Below are 21,354 nucleotides of genomic sequence, written 5' to 3'. Positions count from 1 at the left end.
ATCTGCCCGGCCAAAACGGTTTGGACAGCGTCTCGGACAAACGGTCAGGGCAGATTACTTGGGTGCAAAATTGACTTTGAGGCCACAACTGCTAATGAGTTGCCCAATAAGACATAGAACAGCGCGGGCCGAAAGCCAGGCGCGCGCGATCCCGGAGAGAGGAGCTCGCCTGTGGCGGGTCCGGGATCGCGCCTTAGCTGTTGTACTGTCGGTTTTTGCGATCCCCGTTCTGGCTGACTCCGAAAACCTGTTGCCGGTCCCGTCCGGACAGCCAGTGCACCTGAGCGACGTTCTGCTGGACAATAACCCCGGTGAACTTTGGGTGCGATTTCGCTTTATTGCGCCCAAGATCGGTTCGGACATTGGCCGGATCGGGTACGATATCGCCTCGGTCGACATGGAACATCTGTGCCAGACGCTTGCGGTTACTTATGTGGCTAAATACGAACTGGACGCTGCCCGGGTGGTCATTTCCCTGTCTGACCGGCCCATCGAATTCGGCCGTACATCCCCTGATGCCACGCAGTTCTTTGAAGCCTACCGGCTGGAACAGTCCCGGTGTATCTGGGAGGGGCTTTGACTATGAATCGCGCTATTCATCCCGTCAGGGCATTTCTGAACAGCTACGCGGCTTTGGAGGTGCGCACCATGACATCATCCTGTGACGGATGTGAATATCTGATCCCCATGACCCCTTGTGCAACTGAGGTGGAACCATGCTGAAACATCGCGGATTTCCCGGGCGCCTGCCGGGAACTGACTTTCAGTTCATTATTCGTCGGGCCAATCCCAAAGGCGTGACGCCCCTGACCCGCCGCGAGCGGTTTCGAGATCGTAAACCCGCGGACAAGCGCGCGGATGCGGCTTTTATGGAGGCCCTGTGGGCGCATTTTGGCGACCAACCGTTTGAGAGGGGCAATTTGGATGCTGGCCGTCTTTGCTGGCTGTTCGAACGCGAAGTCATTCCGGCCGAAGATCCTTTTGATCCAGCTAGTTACGACGCGCTTTTGGTCATTGATCCGAATGTGGGCCGGATTTCCTTCCCCGAAATTTTTGACGGGGTGCGCTGATCGTGCAATCCGCTGTCGCACATAGCACCTTGGGGCATTCCCGGCCAAAAACCCTGCCCGTGTCGGGGCAGGGTCGGTATGTGTGGTCAGAAGTTCAGTTGCGCCGCCAATTGAATTCGGTTGCTGTCAAAGGTGCGTCCGGTCGGTGCATCGTTCCGCTCACCATAGAAGTATTCGGCGCTAAGCGTCAGATTGTCGGTCGCTTTGTAAAAGGCGTTCACGTGGATCGTTTCAACCTCGGTAAAGGACAGGGTCCCGGTCGAGGTCGGCAGGTCGTAATTCTCTTGCCCATAAGCGATGCCGACGTTCCATTTGGGGCTCAGTTCCTGGCGGAATTCCACGGTAAATCCATCCACGTCGTTGGCCTGTCCGTTGACGATGGCGTCACCGGCAGCGATCAGGTAGGGGCCCAAAGCCTCGCCGTCGACATAGTTGACCTGAAACAAACCGCCTTGCCAGGGCCGGATGCCAGCCGAGAGGGTATAGCCGGTCTGATCCACTTCGACCGCGCTGGATTGCGCCTTACCATACAAAGCCGAGGCGCGGGCCAGGTAGGTACCGTTGTTGTATTCGATAGAGCCGGTCAGGACGGGGTCATTCGAATCCGAGCCGCCAACGTTTTCCTCGATCGCCACCGCAAAGGTTGTGTCAGAGCCCAGCGTGTTCGTATAGCGCACTTGAGGGACGCGAGCGAAAGGAATGCCAACGGGGCCGTTGAATTCAACGGTCGTGGGATAGGTGTCCAACGGCTGGAAGTTGGTCCAGAATTGACCGATCAACCAGTTATCACCAATACGGATATTGGCGTGGCGCAGGCGCAGTTCAGCAGGCCCATCCGTCCCGCCGGAAAACAGATCCAGTTCCAGCTGGCCGGCAATATCGCCGATGGCAGACGGCGTATTGGTCCGAAGCCCGATGCGCGATTGGCGCACGGTGGCCCCAAAGGTGCCGCTGGTGGCGTTTGCTGGCTCGCCAATTCGGGTCGCATCGGCAAGATCGCCCAGTTCAAAGTCCGTGTCGTAGAAGAAATCAGCCTTAACGTACCCATAAACATCAAGAGTGGTGTTTCCGATTCGAAGATCGCCAGTGCCAGCGCCGGGATTTGCGGCCTCGAGGGCTTCGACGCGGGCACGCAGGGCATCAAGTTCCGTTTGCGTCTGGGCGTCTTGGGCGAAAGCAGCCGCGGCGGACATGCCAAGCGCGGACACGGCAAGCAGCAACGCCGTTTTTCTCTTTGCAATCATGTGGATATTTCCTTGTGTGCGAGTGTGCACGGGTACCGTTCCACGCAAGAGAACTTGAGGGAAATCACGAGAACGGGATGGAAAGCGCCTAGTTTCTCAAGGAAACGTGCAAAACTTTCGGACCGTTTTCACCCTAAGGTGAACAGATCGGTTAACCCTTTGCGTTTGAAAAGACAAATTCTGGCGCCCTTTTTCGCAACCCGTGATGTTGCAGGCGCAGAAACAGACCAATTGCTGAGGAAAAGTAACAGCAACGTGACGGCATTGGTCTCGCGTTTCACCCCCAAAACTGCATCTGATCTCGGCGCGAATCTGCGCGCGCATTCGCCCAATGGGCGATTTCCAGCCGGAATCCTGACCGGAAACAATACTTTGTTTACGCATTTGATTGTGCCAAGCAACCTGACCAAGCCGTGCGGCTCTACTTTGCCTGCGTCGCACAAGCACCTACTATTCCGTACCCCTTCCTTCCGCGGGCAGGCTTGTGATGTTCACAAAGTCCTGCCCGCGTTTTTCTTTGCGCAATATCCAGGCGTAAAGCGGCACAAATCTGCGCAAAACTCTGTTCAGGACGGCCTGTTATTGAATAACAAGGTTGAAATCGGACATCTGCCCCGGAACGCATCAAGAATTCCAAAGGGGCAGATATCATGCGAATCTCGAAACTCGTTCTTGCAATGGCGACCTGCGCAGGCGTTGCTGCCTGTGGTGACACGACGGGCGAACAGGCGCTGCTTGGCGGCGGCGCAGGCGCCGTCGGGGCGGCTGTTGTCAGCGCCGACCCGCTGTTCGGCGCGGTTGTCGGCGCGGCGGGCAACGTACTGTACTGCAAGACACAAAACAACTGTAGGTAATACCGGGTTTTTCGGGGCGCGCGTCGCCCCGACCGTCATCGCGCATCACGCCGCCGTGGGGAACGTTCCCTGCGGCGGCGTTTTGCGTTCTCAGAACATCAAGACAAAGGACGTTCCATGTTTAACAAGATCCTGATCGCCAACCGGGGCGAGATCGCCTGCCGGGTCATCAAGACAGCCCGCAAGATGGGTATCGGCACCGTTGCCATCTATTCGGATGCAGACAAGAACGCCTTGCATGTGTCGATGGCGGATGAATCGGTGCATATCGGCCCGCCGCCTGCGAACCAGTCCTATATTGTGATCGACAAGGTCATGGATGCCATTCGCCAGAGTGGGGCCCAGGCGGTGCATCCTGGTTATGGCTTCCTGTCGGAAAATTCGAAATTCGCCGAGGCGCTTGAGGCCGAAGGCGTTGCATTTGTTGGTCCGCCGGTTCGGGCAATCGAAAGCATGGGCGACAAGATCACCTCGAAGAAGATCGCGCAAGAAGCCGGTGTTTCCACCGTTCCCGGTTACATGGGGCTGATCGAAGACGCAGAAGAGGCCGTCAAGATCTCCAACGAAGTCGGCTATCCGGTCATGATCAAGGCCAGTGCCGGCGGCGGCGGAAAGGGCATGCGGATCGCGTGGAATGATGAAGAGGCACGCGAGGGCTTCCAGTCGTCCAAAAACGAGGCCGCGAATTCGTTCGGTGACGACCGGATCTTTATCGAAAAATTCGTGACCCAGCCGCGTCACATCGAGATTCAGGTCCTGTGCGACAGCCACGGCAACGGCATCTATCTGGGCGAGCGTGAATGCTCGATCCAGCGTCGGAACCAGAAAGTGGTCGAAGAAGCTCCGTCGCCGTTCCTGGACGAAGCGACCCGTAAGGCGATGGGCGAACAGGCCGTGGCACTGGCCAAGGCCGTGGACTATGCCAGCGCCGGTACGGTTGAATTCATCGTCGATGGCGACAAGAATTTCTACTTCCTCGAGATGAACACGCGTCTGCAGGTGGAACACCCGGTCACCGAGCTGATCACCGGTGTTGACCTTGTCGAACAGATGATCCGTGTGGCGGCCGGTGAAAAGCTGTCGATCACGCAGGACGACGTGACCCTGACCGGCTGGGCCATCGAAAACCGCCTGTATGCCGAGGACCCCTATCGCGGCTTCCTGCCGTCGATTGGTCGTCTGTCCCGTTATCGTCCGCCGCAAGAGATTGCCTCTGGTCCGCTGTTGGTGAACGGTAAATGGCAAGGTGACGCGCCCGAAGGGGAAGCCGCCGTGCGCAACGATACCGGCGTCTATGAGGGCGGCGAGATCAGCATGTACTATGACCCGATGATCGCCAAGCTGTGCACCTGGGCCCCGACCCGTGAGGCGGCGATCGAGGCGATGCGCGTTGCGCTCGACAGCTTTGAGGTCGAAGGCATTGGCCACAATCTGCCCTTCCTGTCGGCTGTGATGGACCATCCGAAATTCGTCAGCGGCGAGATGACCACGGCCTTTATCGCCGAGGAATATCCCGAGGGTTTCGAAGGCGTCGAACTGCCCGAGGCCGATCTGCGCCGGATCGCCGCGTCCTGTGCCGCGATGCACCGCGTGGCCGAAATTCGCCGCACCCGCGTGTCTGGTCGGATGGACAACCACGAACGCAAGGTCGGCTCTGATTGGGTCGTCACCCTGCAAGGGCAGGAATATGCGGTTGAGATTGATGCAGATCGCGATGGGTCAACCGTGACGTTCCCGGACGATACCGCAATGCGGGTCACTTCGGACTGGACACCGGGCGATCACTTGGCGGTACTGGACGTCGATGGCAGCCCGCTGGTTCTGAAGGTCGGAAAAATCTCGGGCGGGTTCCGTATTCGCAACCGGGGCGCAGACCTCAAGGTTCATGTCCGCACGACGCGTCAGGCCGAACTGGCCCGTATGATGCCCGAAAAGCTGCCGCCGGATACTTCGAAAATGCTGCTGTGCCCGATGCCCGGCCTGATCGTAAAGATCGACGTCGAAGTGGGTCAGGAAGTACAGGAAGGTCAGGCGCTGTGCACTGTTGAGGCGATGAAGATGGAAAACATCCTGCGCGCCGAGAAGAAAGGCGTCGTGTCCAAAGTCAACGCAGGCCCCGGCGACAACCTCGCCGTGGACGACGTGATCATCGAGTTCGAGTGATCATGATCGCGTTTTCACCATATCTCCATGGTTTCCCGGCGGTTCGCGCCGGGAGCTTTGGGCGTGGCGAAAGCGCTCAGCCGCCCTCGCGCCGTTCGCGGATTTCGCGTTCGCGCAGGGGTGTTTTGTCGATGGAACGTCCGATTTCACGCGCGCGCCATGGCGAAGGTTTGCGCAGTTTGACCACACCGTCCTTGTCGACGAACACCATCTGGAAGCCGCGCGGGCGCAATTGTGACCGGATCGGCGAACGGGCGGACGGATCGGTATCGGTCAGCACGACCACATCCCGGTCACGCATGGCCGCTTCGTCTTCCAGTAGCATGTCGATTTGCTGCCGGAAACGCGGGTCGGCTGGGGTATCGGCAAAGACGACGATGGGCCGGCTGACCCATAAATATTCGCTCAGTTCGGTGTCACCAGCGGGGCGGACAAAATCTTCATCGGCGGGCGCAGACCCGTCTGCCGCCATCGCGGCCAGCGGGAATAGTGCCGAGAAAACAAGGGCAAGCGTTCGTGTCATAGGGCCTCCTGTTCGTTTGAATATAGCCTCTGCGCCGGTGAATGCGACCGGCGAAATGCACGCAGGCTTCAAAATATCGCGTTTACACCTGCCGCGACGCGCGGCACCGAACGTTAAAACGCGCAGGCCAAGCCTGTTCGCGACCCGAATTGAGAAAAGGAATACGCAATGACCGATACGAAAGACTGGCAGGCGCTGGCCGAGAAAGAGCTGCGCGGACGCCCGTTGGACGACCTGACCAAAGAGACTTTGGAAGGTATCGACGTCAAACCTCTTTACACGCAGGAAGACACCGCTGAGCTGCCGCATATGGGGTCGCTGCCTGGGTTCGGTCCTTTTACGCGCGGTGTGAAGGCGACCATGTATGCGGGCCGCCCTTGGACGATCCGCCAATATGCAGGCTTCTCGACCGCCGAAGAATCAAACGCGTTCTATCGCCGCAATCTGGCGGCCGGTCAGCAGGGTGTGTCGGTCGCTTTCGATCTGGCGACGCACCGCGGCTATGACAGTGACCATCCGCGCGTTGTCGGTGACGTGGGCAAGGCCGGTGTGGCAATCGACAGCGTCGAGGACATGAAGATCCTGTTCGACGGTATTCCGTTGGATAAGGTCTCGGTCTCGATGACCATGAACGGCGCGGTGATCCCGATCCTGGCAAGTTTCATCGTTGCAGGCGAAGAGCAGGGGCATGACAAATCTGTCCTGTCCGGCACCATTCAGAATGACATTCTGAAAGAGTTCATGGTCCGAAACACCTATATTTACCCGCCTGAGCCTTCGATGAAGATCATCTCGGACATCATTGAATTCACATCGAATGAGATGCCGAAATTCAACTCGATCTCGATCTCGGGCTATCACATGCAAGAGGCCGGGGCGAACCTGGTGCAGGAACTGGCCTATACGCTGGCCGACGGGCGTGAATACGTCCGAGCAGCGACACAGGCCGGGATGGACGTGGACAAGTTCGCAGGCCGTCTGTCGTTCTTCTTTGCCATCGGCATGAACTTCTTCATGGAGATCGCCAAACTGCGCGCCGCCCGTACGCTGTGGCACCGGGTGATGACCGATTTTGGCGCGAAATCCGAGCGGTCCAAGATGCTGCGCACCCACTGTCAGACGTCCGGCGTGTCTTTGCAGGAACAGGATCCCTATAACAACGTGATCCGTACCGCCTATGAAGCGATGAGCGCGGTTCTGGGCGGCACCCAGTCGTTGCACACCAACGCGTTGGACGAGGCGATTGCGCTGCCGACCGACTTCTCGGCCCGTATCGCGCGGAACACGCAGCTGGTTCTGCAAGAGGAAACCGGTGTGACCGATGTGGTCGATCCGCTGGCCGGTTCGTATTACATCGAAAGCCTGACCAACGAGTTGATCGAAAAAGCCTGGGCTCTGATGGAAGAGGTCGAGGAAATGGGCGGTATGACCAAGGCCGTTGCCAGCGGTATGCCCAAGCTGCGGATCGAGGAAAGCGCCGCCCGCCGTCAGGCCATGATTGACCGGGGTGACGAGGTGATCGTCGGCGTCAACAAGTACCGCAAGGAACAGGAAGACCCGATCGACATTCTGGACGTCGACAATGTGGCCGTGCGCGAAGCTCAGGTCGCGCGATTGGAACGTATCCGTGCAACCCGTGACGAAGCCGCCTGTCAAACGGCACTGGATGCTCTGACCAAGACCGCCCGCGAGGGTGGAAACCTGCTGGCTGCTGCCGTTGAGGCCGCCCGCGCCCGTGCATCCGTAGGAGAGATCAGCATGGCAATGGAAAAAGAATTCGGTCGCCACCGCGCCGAAGTGAAAACGCTGGCCGGTGTCTATGGCGCGGCATATGAAGGCGATGAAGGCTTTGCTGCGATCCAGAAATCCATCGAAGAGTTTGCCGAGGCCGAAGGCCGCCGTCCACGCCTGCTTGTGGTCAAGATGGGGCAAGACGGGCATGACCGCGGTGCCAAGGTGATCGCAACCGCCTTTGCGGATATCGGGTTTGACGTGGATGTAGGCCCGCTGTTCCAAACCCCGGCTGAGGCCGCGCAGGACGCCGTGGACAACGACGTGCACGTCATCGGTATTTCGTCGCAGGCAGCGGGGCACAAAACACTGGCACCGCAGCTAGTAGAAGAGCTGAAGAAAGCCGGTGCCGAGGACATTCTTGTAATCTGCGGCGGGGTGATCCCGCAGCAGGATTATCAATTCCTCTATGATCACGGCGTCAAAGCGATCTTTGGCCCGGGCACCAACATCCCCGAAGCCGCTGAGGACATTCTGCGCCTGATCGGTGAAGCGAAAGGCTGAGGCTTTCAAAGATTTTCGTCGAAAAATCTTGTGATCCACCGTCTTTAAGGAAAACATGCGACCAGATCCGATAGGGTTTGGTCGTTTTTCATAGGAGGCGCTGCGTGTTACTGGATCATCTGGCGGTTGCGGGCGAAGCGCTCGAAGAAGCGTCTGCCCATGTCGAACAGGCATTGGGAGTACCGCTGCAGGAAGGCGGCAAGCATGAAAGGTTTGGCACATATAACCGCCTGTTAGGATTGCGAGACGGCTTGTATCTTGAGGCCATCGCGATTGACCCACAGGCACCGAATCCGCAAAGAACCAGATGGTTTGATCTGGACCGGTTCAAGGGTGCGCCGCGCCTTACCAACTGGATATGCCGGGTGCCGGACATTTCAGCCTCGTTGACCGTGTTTCCGGATGGGGTGGGCCACCCGATCGACCTGGCCCGCGGGGCGTTACGCTGGCAAATGGCGGTTCCGCCAAACGGGCGTCTGCCCTTCGACAATCTGTTCCCGGCGCTTATTCAGTGGCACGGAGATTTGCATCCGGCAAATATGCTGCAGGATAGCGGATGTCGCTTGCGTCGGTTGGTGGTTTTTCACCCGGACGCGCTGGAGCTTGCCAGGCTGCTAGGCGAAATGGACGCTGTGGTTTTTGACACAGGCCCGGCCGCATTGCAGGCAGAGTTCGAAACTCCGCACGGGAAGCGCGTGTTGGAATGAAAATCAGGCAGGCCAAAGCAGCGGATGTCAAAGAGATAGCTGCGATCACCAATGCAATCATCCGCGACACGCTGGTAACATTCACAACCGACGAACGCAGTGTGGACAGCATCGCGCGTGACATCGAAGCGCGTGGTCCGGCCTATTTTGTGGCTGAACAGGACGAACAGATTCTTGGGTTTGCGACTTATGGTCCGTTTCGATCCGGTCCGGGATACGCGCAGTGCCGCGAGCTGACGATCCAACTGGCCATTGATGCGCGCGGACAAGGTACGGGGCGCGCTTTGATGCGGGCGCTTGAGGTCGCCGCCCGGGCAGAGGGAACTCATGCACTGGTGGCGGGGATTTCTTCGGCAAATCCGAGGGCAGTTTCTTTTCACACGGCCGTGGGCTTTGTTGAAGTCGGACGCATGTTCGAGGTTGGGTTCAAGTGGGGGAAACGTCTGGACCTTGTGCTGATGCAGAAAATTCTTGCCACAGACGGTTTGGTTGCACCTGACAGTCCCGATTTGGGACGCTAGGGTGCGCTCATGTCGATCTGGATCCGTATATCCGATGCGCTAAGCGCGCTTGCCCAGGGTGAAAGCCTTACCGCTGTCTTTGAAAAGCTACGCTCGCCACCCGAACGGTCGGTGGCCTTCACCATCGCAGTGATCGCACTGGGCGCGAAAATGGCCAAGGCTGACGGGCAGGTGACGCGGGATGAGGTCACGGCGTTTCGCGACGTGTTCCAGATTGCCCGCGATGATGAGGAAGGCGCGGCGCGCGTGTTCAATATGGCCCGCACGGATGTTGCGGGCTATCAGGACTATGCCCACAAGATCGCGCGCATGTTTTCCGAAGACAGCACCACGTTGTGCGATTTGATGGAGGGGTTGTTCCACATCGCCATGGCGGACGGGTTCTATCACCCCAACGAAAACGAGTTTCTGGAAGAGGTCAGCCATATTTTCGGCCAGACCGATGCGCAGTTCATGGCCTTGCGTGCCCGTTTTGTGCCTGATGCGCCCAATGATCCCTACACGGTTCTTGGGGTGCCACGGGACATGCCGTTACCCGATATTCGTAAGGTCTGGCGGCAACTTGTGCGCGAAACACATCCCGATGCGATGTTGGCACGTGGTGTCCCAGAAGAGGCCGTACGTTTGGCTGAAAAGAAGATGATCGACATCAACCGCGCCTGGGACGAAATCAACGGCGCGCAGGCCTGAGGCATGCGCCTCGCGACTTATAACATCGAGTGGTTCGCCAATCTGTTTGATCGTCATGACGAACTGATCGCCGATGACAGTTGGTCAGGTCGCCATGATGTCACCAAGGCGCAACAGATCGAGGCCATCGCCAAAGTTTTGACGGCGATCGATGCGGATGCTGTGCTGGTTGTCGAAGCACCAAACACAGGGAAATCTCAGAACACGGTCCGCGCGCTACAAAACTTTGCCGAGGCTTTCGATCTGCGCACCAGCGAAGCCGTGATGGGGTTTGCCAACGATACACATCAAGAACTGGCCTTGTTGTATGACCCGCGCGTTCTGACGGTGCGACATGATCCAAAAGACGGAGGGCAACGGGCCCCGCGTTTCGATCAGGAGTTTCACATCGACCTCGATATCGACGCAACCGAGGATCAGGTACAGTTTTCCAAGCCGCCAATGGAACTAGCCGCCGAAACCAAGGCAGGCGAACGGTTTCGTCTTATTGGCGCGCATCTGAAGTCAAAGGCGCCTCATGGGGCGGAAACCCGCGATGCGGCGATCCGCATCTCGATCGCCAATCGTCGGAAACAGCTGGCTCAGGCGATCTGGCTGGGCAGGCGGATCAAGGCGCATCTGGCGGCTGATGAACAGATGATCTTAATGGGCGATCTGAACGATGGTCCGGGGCTGGACGAATTCGAAAACTTGTTTGGTCGCTCATCGGTTGAAATCCTGCTGCAATCGGGGGTGTTTGACCCCCACGCGGATACGGCCTTCGGGTCAGAACCGGGTGAACGCCCGTCGACCGCGCGCTTTTATCGGCCCCAAGATCGCGGGTATCTTGAGGCGTTGCTGGACTATATTATGATCAGCGATGGGTTAAAGGATCGTCGCCCGGACTGGCGCATATGGCATCCGTTTCGCGATCCGGCTTGCCGTGATGCGATGGATCTACATGAAGCGTTGCTAACCGCGTCTGACCATTTCCCTGTCACTCTGGATATCGAGCTGTGATCTTTCAACCGCGTTTCAGTTGCCCTATATTTTCGATATGAAACGTTTCATTCCAATCTGCGCGTTGACCGTCACTATGGCCCTTCCGGCTTTTGCCGAGGAAGAGGGGAACAAATCCCTGATGGAGCAGGGGGCAGAGCTGTTCTTTGAAGGCTTGCGCCAGGAGATGGAGCCTGCATTGGATGAACTGCTGGGACTCGCTGAACAGTTTGGCCCTGCAATGCAGTCATTTATTGCGGAAATGGGGCCCGCCTTGGCCGAGCTGGCAGATGAGATTGAGGATTGGAGCGCCTATGAAGCACCCGAGATCCTGCCTAACGGCGATATAATTATCCGCAAAAAACCACCGCAGAACCCAGATGCCCAGCCAGAGATCCCTGAAGACGCGCCTGAGGGCGAAACCGAGATTTGATATCTAGTCCCGGATGATGACGCGGGTTTCGGATTTCAAAGCGTTGCCGAGTGACTTTAGCCGTGCCTCGGCCACTTCGTTGAACAGGGGGCGTGCTGCAGTTGGCAAGAACAGGTCCAGTTGTTGCTTCTTGGGGTAAAATTTCAAAGTCGCCATCGGCGCATCGTTCTGCATCCACAGCATGGCACCAAACCGCATGGCTTTGCCTAAAATCTCGGCCTGTTTTTGATCTTTCTCGTCTAGGAGTTCGTACAGTGCGGTGAAGCGGTTGCCCTCGCGTTTGTTGCGATACCGGTGCTGCAGGGCCAGCCCGATATAAACTCGCTCCGAGTGCTTCAAGCCGCCCAGATTGGCACGTGTGACGTAGTCGAAACAGACCTCGGCCCGATAGTCAGGATGTGCGCGCCAGCTTACGTCGTGCAATAGACAGGCGGCCTTTATCAGGCGGATACGCGCGGGCGGGGCTGATTTGAACAGCGGCATCACGAAATCAAGCAGGTGTTTTCCAAAACCGGGCAGGCGGGCGTCCTTGGCTTCGGAAAAACGGCTCGCCTCGATCAACGGATCGCGGTCCCGCAGGTTTTGTGGCATCTGCTCGTAAAGCAGACCCTCGCGGATACCATAGCTGGAAATGGCGATATCCTTGGGTTTGAACGTGCGGATCAAGCGTGCCAGCACATCCATCGCATAGGGGATCAGCGCCATCCGTGATCCCGACACACCGGCTTTGCTGCGCAGCTTTTCCGGGTCACCTTTTTCGATGAATTTAATGGTCTCGCGCACCTGCTTGGTGGTCATGCGATATTCATGCAGAACGTTCAGGGGATAACCCCGACGCAGCATGTCCAGGCGCGCAAATGCTCGCCAGCTTCCGCCTACAAGGAACAGGCGATCGCGTTGCGGCCCCATCTGGTCGCGCAGATCCTCCATCGTGGATTTGATGTGCGCCTTGCGTGCACGCCGGCCACCCTTGATGTCCCGTAGTTTCAGCGGTCCCAGCGCCGAGGTCAGGCGCCGGCCGACACCGCCGTCTCCGATCTCGGCCAATTCCATTGAGGACCCGCCGATGTCACAGATCAGGCCATATGCGCCGGGCCATCCAAGCAGGACACCCTGCGCGGACAGGCGAGCCTCTTCATCGCCGTTAATGACCGATACGGTCAGGCCGGTTTCGGCTTTGACCTCGGCACAAAACTCGGGGCCATCCTCGGCCTCGCGTACGGCTGCGGTGGCGACGACATGCAGGCCGGGCAGGCCAAGGTCATCGGAGAGTTGGGCAAACCGGCCCAAAGCGGCCAGGGCGCGTTTGCGACCCGTTGGGTTGAGCCGCCCTGTGTCCGAAAGGCCCGCGCCGAGCTCGCACATCACTTTCTCATTGTAGAAATAAGCCGGTGAGCGCGCGGCGCCGTCAAAAATCACCATCCGGACTGAGTTTGATCCGACGTCAACCACGCCCACGCGTGACAGAGCTCGGGCTTGGGGGTCATCAAAGAGGGGCTTTCCGAACGGACCCCAGTCAGGGATTTCGGTAACGACAGTTTGATCCATGTCTCTTCCAGATATTCCGCGTGCAGAATGCGAGATGACCCGGCGTGGGTCAATTCCCAGATTGGATATCATCCAAATCTGCGCTCAAAACACGCACCGCCAAGGCGCGGGTAATGTCGCGCTTTTCCGATAGCGCAAGCTGGTCCAGTTGCGCCACCACACTGGCGGCAGTTTCAAAGCGCCGGTCCATATGTTTGACCAGATAGGCGATAACCTCGGGGCTGGGGTTCAACTGCCGATCCACGAACAGCTTGGCCAGAACCGCGCCCAGCAATGCGTCATCCGGCGGGTCAAGCGCTACGTGATGCGCGCCCTCGATCCGGCTTTGGAGATCGGGCAACGGAAGTTGCCAGAAATTAGGGGCCAGCCGTCCAGTCATAAGAAGGGCGTTGCCTTCGGCCAGCACAAGATTGTGCAGGTGAAACAGTGTTTTCTGTTGTTCTAAGTCGTGCGCGATCATCGGGACGTCTTCAACCGCGACAGGCGCGCGTGCCAGATCCGGCACGTCTTCGTGACGTACATCCGCGGCCTGAATGATCCGACCACCGGTTTCCGCCGCCCAGACATGTGCCAGATGGGTTTTACCTGCGCCCGCAGGGCCGCTCAGAACCAGTTTGTTGCCCGGCCAGGACGTGGCCGAGATCATGGCAACCGCAAGTGCATTCGCGGGAGAGACGAAAAAATCCTCACGCCCCAGCGCAGTTTTCGCCGGAAGATCAAAGCTTAGCTGAAGGGCCATCTTACAGGTCTTCCTGATCCGCGCTTTCGAGGCCGGTATACAGGCGGCTGCCCAAATAGACCGATGTTGCGTACCGCGCCAGCACGCCCAGTGCGGCAGCAACGGGCACAGCGATCAGCATCCCTACAAAGCCGAACAAGGCGCCGAATACTGACAACGCCAGCAGCAACCATACTGGGTGCAATCCCACTGAGCTACCAACCAGTTTTGGAGTCAGGAAATTGCCTTCGGTTACCTGACCCAGGGCAAAGATCCCGGCAACCAAACCGATCTGCGCCCAATCCCCCCAGAACTGAAACAGCGCCAGACCGATGGCCAGCGTGCCGCCGATAAGCGCGCCGAGGTAGGGAATGAATGTGACCAGACCCGCGATGAAACCGACGATCAGTCCGAACTGCAGGCCGACCGCCATCAGTGCCACGGCGTAATAGGTGCCAAGGATCAGGCAGACCGTGCCCATGCCGCGAACGAATGAGGCCAGAACGGCGTCAATTTCACCGGACAGTCGTTTGATCGTGGGGGCGTGATCGCGGGGCAGCAGATCACCGATCCGGGCGATCATGCGGTCCCAGTCCAGCAGCATGTAGACGGCCACAACCGGAACAATGACCAACAGAACTACGACGTTGATCGCCGAACCCACTGAGGCAGCGACGGATTGCAAGACATCGCCTGTTTTGGATTTCAGCGTTTCACCCAGTGAGACGAGGAATTGGTGCGAATTGGATTCGCGGTCCAGAAGGGACGGGAACTGTAGTTCGATGAAGCTGCGCAGCTGTTGGAACAGGCTTGGCATAACCTCGACCAATTCGATCAACTGGGTAATCAGCGCGGGAACAACCATCAGAATTGCCAGAGCAAAGCCCAGAATGCCGACAACCGTGATGATCGCCGTGGCCGCCATGCGCGACAGGCCCAGATTTTCCAGCCGATCTGCGAGCGGATCAAGGAAATAGGCGATCGCACCGCCAATCACAAACGGTAGTAAAACGTCGCCAAGTGCCCATAGGCAAAGCACAAAAATGACAGCCGCGACGCCCCAGTATCTGAGTTGATCCTTTACCGGCAAGGCCATGCTCGTCCCCTTGTTTTTGGCTCTTACTGGTGTTCTTGGCGTAAGCGGCCACGTGATGCAAGCGGTTCATGCCATGGAAATTTCCAAGGATTATGAGCTGAACGTCCCAAGCTCGGGTGTATCGACGGTGGCATTTTCATCGGGCCAGTTGGTGCGCCAGATTTCGGCGGACCAATGTCCGCAATGAACAGACGGTCGATCAAAGCCGGGCAGGGGCGGCAGTAGCGGTTCAACGACCACGTCATGACGCGGAACTGCGAAGTAAGGGAAGGAATAGCGTTCTTTGCCAGATTTATTGACCACCCGATGCGGAGTGGATTTAAGCTGTCCGCCGGACCAAAGCTCAAGCATATCGCCGATATTCACGATAAAGCCGCCGGGAGGGCAATCCGGGGTGATCCATCCGCCATCGCGGGTCTGCACCTCAAGCCCGCCGACGGGGTCGGGGGCGATGATGGTCAGGGCATCCGTGTCCTTGTGCGGATGAATGCCAAAGCCTTCCTCATCCGGGGCCTGCGGCGGATAGTGCAACAGTGTCATGTTGGTCATGGGGGTTGCAAAAGCCGCTTTCAGGACGTTGGGCTTCAGACCCAGCCCAATTTCAAGCGCGCCCAGCAGCAGTTTGGCCACGTGGTCCAGTTGCGACCAATACTCCAATATCACATCCTGCGCGCCCGGTACCTCCGCTGGCCAAAGGTTCGGTCCATAAAGGGCACAGTCATCGCGAACCGGGTGGTCCTCGGAAACTTCGAAATGAAGCTTGTAACCTTCGTATTTGTCCGCTTTGCCCGAGCCATCATTGGGCGTGAAGAAACCCATGGGGATATATCCGCGATAGTTGTCGCGGGTGATCGCCTGATCCCACTTGCTCTGTTCATCGATGTCAAAGATCGCGCGCGTCTTGACGCGGACCTGATCAACGGTGTCAGGCGAAACCCCAGTGCCTGTGATGGAGAGAAAGCCGATGTCGGTGCAGGCGTCCAATATCCGCTGAACGGTTGCGTCATGGTCCGGATGGGCCGTGTCTTTCAGTGGAGAGATGTCGATCGTCGGGATTGATTGCATCAGTGAATCCTCACGCCTTGCCGATCTAGCTCGGCGTGAACTGGGGCGAGGTTCATGTCGCGCAGACCCTGATTGCTTTTCAGCGACATGGCTGCGGCAATTCCTGCACCCTGACCCATGACCGCGCAGCAAGCCATGTTGCGGGTTGCAGCGTGGGCAACTTTGTCCGCACCATGCGAGCGGCCTGCAACCAGGAGGCCTTTGACGCCTTTGGGCAGCATCGAGCGATAGGGAACTTGCATATATCGCCCGGTAGTCGGAAGGATGAGGATGCCATAGCCATCAATGAATTCAGGGTAGATGCCGATCGTGTCCTCAAACCGGCCCTGATGGCGGGCGTCATCTTCAGTCATGTTATAGACCGCGTCGATCTTCCGCGTGTCGCGAATGCCGATGGTCATCCCAAAATTGCGCAGCCGCGCGTTTTCACACCCCGGCATAAAGCGACGAAGCGCCTCGATTGCGAGCATGGATTGGCGGCGGCCTTCAATCTCGCCCTTTGTCAGACTGTCGGGGTCGGTTCCGTCGATTTCGCCCAGATGGATGAGGTTCATATAGGTCAGCTCACCCGTGTCGTGCATTGCACCCCATGTGCCCGCGATGGTGTTCAGATGCGGCGGGATCAGGCCCTGATCGATGGCCTGCTGGAACGGCTTGTGCACGAAGGGGGAAAACATGTCGTCTTCTTTGCCCGAAGTTTCGATGTTCCACTCGCCGCCGCCGCCCCAATCCTTGTAGGTCTGCGGATCGGCTTTGACACCTTCCATGAACGCGCGCTTGTCGACACCGGCCAGATGGAACATGACCGAGGCTGCCATCATGTCTTCGCGGGCGGTTTTGTGGGTTGGCGCGCCTGCGCGGTGGGCTACATCGGCGTCGCCGGTGGCGTCGATCACCAACTTGGCCAGGATTGCTTCACGCCCAGCTTTGGATTCGGTGATGATGCCTGTGATCCGGTCTCCCTCCATGATCGGAGCGACGAATTGCCGGTGCAGCATCGGATGAACGCCTGCCTCTTCAACCAGCTTGTCGGCCACTAGCTTAAAACCTTCGCTGTCCAACTCATAGCTCAGCGACTGGCTTTCGGGGACCGCGGCGCCCATGTCCTTGGCGCGGGTCTCGAACTCCATGCCGATTCCGCCAGCTTCGACCGTCTGTTCATGGCGATACCAGGCGAAGCCCTCAACGCCGACGGCGGTGATGTTGCCACCCATGCAGCCGAAGCGGTCGACAAGCGAAACCTCGACCCCGGCCCGAGCGGCGGCTAGCGCGGCAGCCAGCCCTGCCGGTCCTGACCCGACCACAAGAACGTCTGTCTGATGAACAACCGGTATTTGACGCGCGGGTTCCTGAATGGTTTGCATGGGTGCCCCCTGGAATTGGTATTTCAGTCACAATTGAAAACCCTGACTGGCGGGTCAATCAAAAAACCGACCGGCCCGAGGTCGCAAAATAACCAATGCATGATTGCCCCCGGCGGGGCTTTGGCATAAGCAACTTTGAAGTCCAAATTCACCTTCAAAGGTTCACCAATGCGCCTCAGCCGTTACTTTCTGCCCGTTCTCAAGGAAAACCCCTCCGAGGCCCAGATCGTCAGCCACCGGCTGATGCTGCGCGCCGGGATGATCAAGCAAGCTGCTGCCGGAATTTATTCATGGTTGCCGCTGGGCTTCAAAGTGCTGCGCAAGCTGGAAAACATCATCCATGAAGAGCAGGCACGCGCTGGCCATATCGCGATCCAGATGCCCATCATCCAGTCGGCGGATCTGTGGCGCGAATCCGAGCGGTATGATGACTACGGTCAGGAAATGCTGCGCATGAAAGACCGGCATGACCGGGATATGCTGTTCACGCCGACTGCCGAAGAACTGGTCACCGACATCTTCCGCGGTCATGTGAGCAGCTACAAAGACTTGCCGCTGACGCTGTACCAAATCCAGTGGAAGTTCCGCGATGAAATCCGCCCCCGTTTCGGCGTAATGCGCGGACGCGAATTCTACATGAAGGACGGGTATAATTTTGACCTGACCAAAGAGGACTCGCTGCACGCCTACAACCGCCATCTGGTCACTTATCTGCGCACCTATGAGCGCATGGGCCTGCAAGCCATCCCGATGCGTGCCGATTCCGGCCCTATCGGTGGCGACAACACGCACGAGTTCCTCGTTCTGGCCGACACCGGTGAATCTGAGGTGTTCTATGACAGTGCAGTCACCGACCTGACCTTTGGTGATCGTCAAATCGACTACGACAGCCGCGAGCAGTGTCAGGCCATTCTCGAAGAGTTCACCTCGAAATACGCGCGCACGGATGAAACCCATGACGAGGCGCTGTTCAATCAGGTCCCCGAAGAGCGCCGCCGCGTGGCGCGCGGGATCGAGGTTGGCCAGATCTTCTACTTTGGCACCAAGTATTCCGATGCCATGGGCGCAACTGTTCAAGGCCCCGATGGAAAGCCGGTTCCTGTTCACATGGGCAGCCACGGTATCGGCGTCAGCCGCCTGATCGGCGCGATCATCGAGGCCAGCCATGACGACAAGGGCATCATCTGGCCCGAAGGCGTGACGCCGTTCCATTGCGGTATCGTCAACCTGAAACAGGGTGATGACGAGGTCGACGCCGCCTGTAACAAGATCTACGGCGCGCTGACTGCGCTGGGCCTCGACCCGTTGTATGATGACCGTAAGGAACGGGCAGGGGGCAAGTTTGCCACCATGGACCTGATTGGTTTGCCCTGGCGCATCACCGTTGGCCCGCGCGGTTTGAAAAACGGAGTAGTTGAACTGACCTGTCGCCGTACAGGCGAAAGCGAGGAGATGTCCCCCGAAGCCGCCGTTACCAAGATCGCCGAGATCTATGAGCGCATCGCCTGATACCTCAGACGCGCCGCTGATCTCGGTCATTACCGCGACCTATGACCTGCTGTCGCAAGGGCGGCAGGACAGTTTTCGCGAGGTAATCGAGTGCATGGCCCGTCAGAATTGCGACCGGGCTGAGCATATCATTCAGGATGGGGCGTCGAGTGATGGCTCGGTCGAGTTTCTACAGAACCTGACCGCGGACGCGGCTCGCACCCGGCTTATTAGCGAACCGGATACCGGTTTGTATGACGCGATGAACAAGGGCGCGAAGGCCGCGCGTGGGAAATATCTGTTGTTCCTGAACTCGGATGACTCGCTGGCATCCGACGACATTTTGAACATCGTCGCTGATCGCCTTGAAGCGACACAGCCGGATTTCCTGTTCGGCTCGACCCTGCGCCGGTTCGAGGATGGGTCGGAAAGCCGAGAGAAACGGATGTCGCTGACTGCGATTCTGCAGCGGATGCCGTTCTGTCATAACTCTGTGTTGCTGAAGCGGGATGTGTTTTTGGCGCTGGGCGGACATGACACTCAATTTAGCGTCGCGGCCGATTACGATCTGATGTTACGCCTTTTGACCGAAGGGTATCAGGGCGAGCGCATTGACGACCCGATATCCATGTTCTGGGGCAGGGGCGCTACGAGCGACGATGCCGCAACAGCGGAAGATTACGCCCGTGTCTGGATGAATTACTACAGCGGGTACAGGTCGGCCGATGGCCTAACACAGTCCGATTTCGCTCGATATTACCGACGCGGTCACATGCCCGCGGCCCTGATCCTTGAGCGCTTGTTAAAGCCCGGCACGTCGGATGCCATCAAAGCCGCCGCGCGCCATAGTCTGTGGAAGACGACACGCCGATCCGTTCAGTTCTGGCGCAGCTTTTAGGCGCGTCAGGCTGTCGGTCGGGCGGTCAGAACATCTCCGTCTGCCTCATGGCCCCGTGCGACAACGACTGGACGGCCCAGCCGTCGCACCAAATCCCTGAACTCAAGGCCCAGAAAGCGCAGACCGCAAATCCGGTCTCCGGTAGTTTGATCGGTTAGGCACATCCGTCCATCCCGGAAGACCAGGCGATACCCCTTGTCGTTCAGGATGTCGGTCAGACCAGCCCAGCTTGCCGCGCTGGCAAAGATCGGAAGGATCGTTGCTCGCAGTAGAACTGCGGATTCACAATCCAGTTCTGTTGATGTTTGTCGGACCGAAAATGCGTCCGGTTGTTCAGTTTCAATTCGAATACTCATGAGCGACCCCCGCTCTAAAAAATGTATTCCCCCACAATCAGGGTGACAAAGTTTCCAAAAATAAGCAAAACGCGAAATAAAGTTGCGTTTCAAATGTTGCATTTTGAGTTCAGTTTGCCTCGCCATGCTCACATTGACTTCATACCTGAAACAATACCGGGCTGTCTGTGAAGAGCGTCACAACCGGGGGTATACTTTGGTGGCGGACGATCTCCTTAAATTCGTGTGACCGTTCGACCCGTGGCCCTACTGATTCGCATTTTCGAGGCTTTGAGAGTGAATTTGACCGCGCCGAAATTGCTGATAAACCGAGCAAAACGATGAAAGGGCCCGCGCTGTGCTGAGTTTCGCGACCGTCGTGTATTCCAAGGACTTTCCCCTGCTTGAACTTCAGGCGCTGTCTTTTGCCCGTTTTGTCGCTCCGGACATGGTTTCGTCGATTCACGTGATCATGAATGACTGCGACGAAGATACGCTCAGGGCAAAAATCGAACCCCTTTTGGCTTCATACGGCCCACTGCGATCCAAGGTTCAGGTCCTGGGCGGCGATGACCTGTTGTTGCAGCCCGGTCAGTACGCGCGGCGATCCTTGTCGGATCGGATCATGATCGAAAATCGGTTTCGTATTCCCGGCATTCGCAGGCAGGGGTGGCGCGGGTCCAACGGGTATCGCAGTCAGCAAGTTCTGAAGCTGGGTGCCGCGCGCGTTGCGGCGTCCGAGAACATGGTTATCCTGGACACCAAGAACGTCTTTCTGCGCAGCTTTGACCCGACTGAGTTCTTTGCTGACAATGGTGCGGCGCGTATCGCTTTCATCGACGTCCAAAGCGATTACCACCGCAATTGGCTGGTCGAGAGCCTTGATGCACTGGGCGCGTCAGGTACCGACCTCAACGGGTTAAGGACCACGACATTTGCGACCCCTTTCGCGATGCGCCGATCCTTGGCCTTGGCGCTGTTGGACGAGATCAATGATCGCTACGGTTCGGTTCAGGCGCTGTTCGGATCGCGCAGGCGACCGTCCGAGTTCATGTTGCTGAATGCGTTCTGCCTCAAATCGCCGGATGGCTATGCACAGTGGTTCGAGGACCACGCGCAATGCAATATCGGGCTCTGGCCGACCTATTCGCCCGAGGAAATGGCATCGCAGTTGGCGATGCTGGATGATCCCGCTGCATTGACGTTGGGTCTGCATAACCGCGCCTTGTCGCTGTTGCCCGGCGATCTGCGGGATCGTGTGTTTTCCGAGTTGGAAGACAGGGGTATTTGTACCCGACCGCGCGCCGAAGAGGTGCTAAACCGCGCGGCGACGCTGACCGGCTGACAACCGGCTTGACCATCCG

Annotated in this window: 21 protein-coding genes; 13 read left to right on the top strand and 8 right to left on the bottom strand. The window is 58.0% G+C overall.

Annotated features, from left to right (window positions below; genetic code table 11):
- Positions 1 to 94 precede the first annotated feature (94 nt).
- The gene (locus DK510_RS17370) at positions 95 to 580 is read left to right on the top strand and encodes a DUF6497 family protein (protein ID WP_234999129.1); all 486 of its coding nucleotides are present in this window, start codon (positions 95 to 97) and stop codon (positions 578 to 580) included.
- A 136-nt stretch (positions 581 to 716) separates the two neighbouring features.
- Complete coding sequence (locus DK510_RS17365) at positions 717 to 1,070, top strand: hypothetical protein (RefSeq protein ID WP_058276835.1); 354 nt, start codon at positions 717 to 719, stop codon at positions 1,068 to 1,070.
- A gap of 86 nt (positions 1,071 to 1,156) precedes the next feature.
- Here the strand turns inward: DK510_RS17365 and DK510_RS17360 are convergent, their stop codons facing one another.
- Positions 1,157 to 2,314, bottom strand: a complete 1,158-nt coding sequence (locus DK510_RS17360) for a DcaP family trimeric outer membrane transporter (RefSeq protein ID WP_109313158.1) — start codon at positions 2,312 to 2,314, stop codon at positions 1,157 to 1,159.
- 650 nt (positions 2,315 to 2,964) lie between these two features.
- Here DK510_RS17360 and DK510_RS17350 point away from each other — a divergent pair.
- Both DK510_RS17350 and DK510_RS17345 read left to right on the top strand, forming a co-directional pair.
- Positions 2,965 to 3,168 (top strand): hypothetical protein, encoded by a 204-nt coding sequence (locus DK510_RS17350; protein ID WP_109313156.1) that lies wholly within the window; start codon positions 2,965 to 2,967, stop codon positions 3,166 to 3,168.
- Positions 3,169 to 3,285: 117 nt separating this feature from the next.
- Positions 3,286 to 5,331 (top strand): acetyl/propionyl/methylcrotonyl-CoA carboxylase subunit alpha, encoded by a 2,046-nt coding sequence (locus DK510_RS17345; RefSeq protein WP_109313155.1) that lies wholly within the window; start codon positions 3,286 to 3,288, stop codon positions 5,329 to 5,331.
- Positions 5,332 to 5,407: 76 nt separating this feature from the next.
- Here the strand turns inward: DK510_RS17345 and DK510_RS17340 are convergent, their stop codons facing one another.
- Complete coding sequence (locus DK510_RS17340) at positions 5,408 to 5,854, bottom strand: DUF4174 domain-containing protein (protein WP_109313154.1); 447 nt, start codon at positions 5,852 to 5,854, stop codon at positions 5,408 to 5,410.
- Positions 5,855 to 6,022: 168 nt separating this feature from the next.
- Between DK510_RS17340 and scpA the strand changes: the two genes are divergently transcribed.
- The 6 genes from scpA (at position 6,023) to DK510_RS17310 (ending at position 11,478) form a co-directional block, all read left to right on the top strand.
- The gene (gene scpA, locus DK510_RS17335; protein ID WP_109313153.1) at positions 6,023 to 8,149 is read left to right on the top strand and encodes a methylmalonyl-CoA mutase; all 2,127 of its coding nucleotides are present in this window, start codon (positions 6,023 to 6,025) and stop codon (positions 8,147 to 8,149) included.
- A 104-nt stretch (positions 8,150 to 8,253) separates the two neighbouring features.
- Positions 8,254 to 8,856, top strand: coding sequence for a VOC family protein (locus DK510_RS17330; protein ID WP_109313152.1), 603 nt, complete (start codon positions 8,254 to 8,256; stop codon positions 8,854 to 8,856).
- Positions 8,853 to 9,377, top strand: a complete 525-nt coding sequence (locus DK510_RS17325; protein ID WP_109313151.1) for a GNAT family N-acetyltransferase — start codon at positions 8,853 to 8,855, stop codon at positions 9,375 to 9,377. Before DK510_RS17330 ends, DK510_RS17325 begins: the two co-directional genes overlap by 4 nt.
- Positions 9,378 to 9,386: 9 nt before the next feature.
- Complete coding sequence (locus DK510_RS17320) at positions 9,387 to 10,067, top strand: molecular chaperone DjiA (protein ID WP_109313150.1); 681 nt, start codon at positions 9,387 to 9,389, stop codon at positions 10,065 to 10,067.
- Positions 10,068 to 10,070: 3 nt separating this feature from the next.
- A complete protein-coding gene (locus DK510_RS17315) occupies positions 10,071 to 11,066 on the top strand; it encodes an endonuclease/exonuclease/phosphatase family protein (RefSeq protein ID WP_109313149.1) in 996 nt (331 codons plus the stop codon).
- Positions 11,067 to 11,103: 37 nt separating this feature from the next.
- Entirely contained in the window at positions 11,104 to 11,478 is a 375-nt protein-coding gene (locus DK510_RS17310) for a hypothetical protein (protein ID WP_109313148.1), read from the top strand.
- Positions 11,479 to 11,481: 3 nt separating this feature from the next.
- Here the strand turns inward: DK510_RS17310 and DK510_RS17305 are convergent, their stop codons facing one another.
- The 5 genes from DK510_RS17305 to DK510_RS17285 all read right to left on the bottom strand — a co-directional run bounded on the left by DK510_RS17305 (position 11,482) and on the right by DK510_RS17285 (position 17,269).
- Complete coding sequence (locus DK510_RS17305; protein ID WP_109313147.1) at positions 11,482 to 13,026, bottom strand: Ppx/GppA family phosphatase; 1,545 nt, start codon at positions 13,024 to 13,026, stop codon at positions 11,482 to 11,484.
- Positions 13,027 to 13,075: 49 nt separating this feature from the next.
- Positions 13,076 to 13,765: a DnaA ATPase domain-containing protein gene (locus DK510_RS17300; protein ID WP_109313146.1), complete on the bottom strand. Its 690-nt coding sequence runs from the start codon at positions 13,763 to 13,765 to the stop codon at positions 13,076 to 13,078.
- Between the two features lies 1 nt (position 13,766).
- Entirely contained in the window at positions 13,767 to 14,840 is a 1,074-nt protein-coding gene (locus DK510_RS17295; protein ID WP_109313145.1) for an AI-2E family transporter, read from the bottom strand.
- A gap of 90 nt (positions 14,841 to 14,930) precedes the next feature.
- Positions 14,931 to 15,905 carry an isopenicillin N synthase family oxygenase gene (locus DK510_RS17290; protein ID WP_109313144.1) on the bottom strand — a complete coding sequence of 325 codons (975 nt, stop codon included), beginning with the start codon at positions 15,903 to 15,905 and terminating at the stop codon, positions 14,931 to 14,933.
- On the bottom strand, positions 15,905 to 17,269 hold the full coding sequence (locus DK510_RS17285; RefSeq protein WP_109313143.1) for an FAD-dependent oxidoreductase: 1,365 nt from the start codon (positions 17,267 to 17,269) through the stop codon (positions 15,905 to 15,907). The genes DK510_RS17290 and DK510_RS17285 overlap by 1 nt, the downstream gene beginning before the upstream one ends.
- 168 nt (positions 17,270 to 17,437) lie before the next feature.
- Here DK510_RS17285 and proS point away from each other — a divergent pair, with 168 nt between their 5' ends.
- A complete protein-coding gene (proS, locus tag DK510_RS17280; RefSeq protein WP_109313142.1) occupies positions 17,438 to 18,778 on the top strand; it encodes a proline--tRNA ligase in 1,341 nt (446 codons plus the stop codon).
- Positions 18,762 to 19,655: a glycosyltransferase family 2 protein gene (locus tag DK510_RS17275; protein ID WP_109313141.1), complete on the top strand. Its 894-nt coding sequence runs from the start codon at positions 18,762 to 18,764 to the stop codon at positions 19,653 to 19,655. Before proS ends, DK510_RS17275 begins: the two co-directional genes overlap by 17 nt.
- Positions 19,656 to 19,660: 5 nt before the next feature.
- On the opposite strand, the gene DK510_RS17270 is transcribed toward DK510_RS17275, so the two are convergent.
- Positions 19,661 to 20,011: a hypothetical protein gene (locus tag DK510_RS17270; protein WP_058275672.1), complete on the bottom strand. Its 351-nt coding sequence runs from the start codon at positions 20,009 to 20,011 to the stop codon at positions 19,661 to 19,663.
- Positions 20,012 to 20,348: 337 nt separating this feature from the next.
- On the opposite strand from DK510_RS17270, the gene DK510_RS17265 reads away from it, so the two are divergent.
- Positions 20,349 to 21,335 (top strand): DUF6492 family protein, encoded by a 987-nt coding sequence (locus DK510_RS17265; RefSeq protein WP_109313140.1) that lies wholly within the window; start codon positions 20,349 to 20,351, stop codon positions 21,333 to 21,335.
- Positions 21,336 to 21,354 lie beyond the last annotated feature (19 nt).

Source organism: Ruegeria sp. AU67 (assembly GCF_900312795.1).
Classification (GTDB): domain Bacteria; phylum Pseudomonadota; class Alphaproteobacteria; order Rhodobacterales; family Rhodobacteraceae; genus Ruegeria; species Ruegeria atlantica.
This window is presented reverse-complemented; position numbering and strand designations above follow the sequence as displayed.

Coding starts and splice junctions, on each gene's coding strand:
- DK510_RS17300 (WP_109313146.1), bottom strand. CDS start 13,765: ATGGCCCTTCAGCTAAGCTTTGATCTTCCGGCGAAAACTGCGCTGGGG.
- DK510_RS17365 (WP_058276835.1), top strand. CDS start 717: ATGCTGAAACATCGCGGATTTCCCGGGCGCCTGCCGGGAACTGACTTT.
- DK510_RS17350 (WP_109313156.1), top strand. CDS start 2,965: ATGCGAATCTCGAAACTCGTTCTTGCAATGGCGACCTGCGCAGGCGTT.
- DK510_RS17285 (WP_109313143.1), bottom strand. CDS start 17,269: ATGCAAACCATTCAGGAACCCGCGCGTCAAATACCGGTTGTTCATCAG.
- DK510_RS17295 (WP_109313145.1), bottom strand. CDS start 14,840: ATGGCCTTGCCGGTAAAGGATCAACTCAGATACTGGGGCGTCGCGGCT.
- DK510_RS17310 (WP_109313148.1), top strand. CDS start 11,104: ATGAAACGTTTCATTCCAATCTGCGCGTTGACCGTCACTATGGCCCTT.
- DK510_RS17290 (WP_109313144.1), bottom strand. CDS start 15,905: ATGCAATCAATCCCGACGATCGACATCTCTCCACTGAAAGACACGGCC.
- DK510_RS17315 (WP_109313149.1), top strand. CDS start 10,071: ATGCGCCTCGCGACTTATAACATCGAGTGGTTCGCCAATCTGTTTGAT.
- DK510_RS17345 (WP_109313155.1), top strand. CDS start 3,286: ATGTTTAACAAGATCCTGATCGCCAACCGGGGCGAGATCGCCTGCCGG.
- DK510_RS17370 (WP_234999129.1), top strand. CDS start 95: ATGAGTTGCCCAATAAGACATAGAACAGCGCGGGCCGAAAGCCAGGCG.
- DK510_RS17340 (WP_109313154.1), bottom strand. CDS start 5,854: ATGACACGAACGCTTGCCCTTGTTTTCTCGGCACTATTCCCGCTGGCC.
- DK510_RS17320 (WP_109313150.1), top strand. CDS start 9,387: ATGTCGATCTGGATCCGTATATCCGATGCGCTAAGCGCGCTTGCCCAG.
- DK510_RS17275 (WP_109313141.1), top strand. CDS start 18,762: ATGAGCGCATCGCCTGATACCTCAGACGCGCCGCTGATCTCGGTCATT.
- scpA (WP_109313153.1), top strand. CDS start 6,023: ATGACCGATACGAAAGACTGGCAGGCGCTGGCCGAGAAAGAGCTGCGC.
- proS (WP_109313142.1), top strand. CDS start 17,438: ATGCGCCTCAGCCGTTACTTTCTGCCCGTTCTCAAGGAAAACCCCTCC.
- DK510_RS17305 (WP_109313147.1), bottom strand. CDS start 13,026: ATGGATCAAACTGTCGTTACCGAAATCCCTGACTGGGGTCCGTTCGGA.
- DK510_RS17360 (WP_109313158.1), bottom strand. CDS start 2,314: ATGATTGCAAAGAGAAAAACGGCGTTGCTGCTTGCCGTGTCCGCGCTT.
- DK510_RS17325 (WP_109313151.1), top strand. CDS start 8,853: ATGAAAATCAGGCAGGCCAAAGCAGCGGATGTCAAAGAGATAGCTGCG.
- DK510_RS17270 (WP_058275672.1), bottom strand. CDS start 20,011: ATGAGTATTCGAATTGAAACTGAACAACCGGACGCATTTTCGGTCCGA.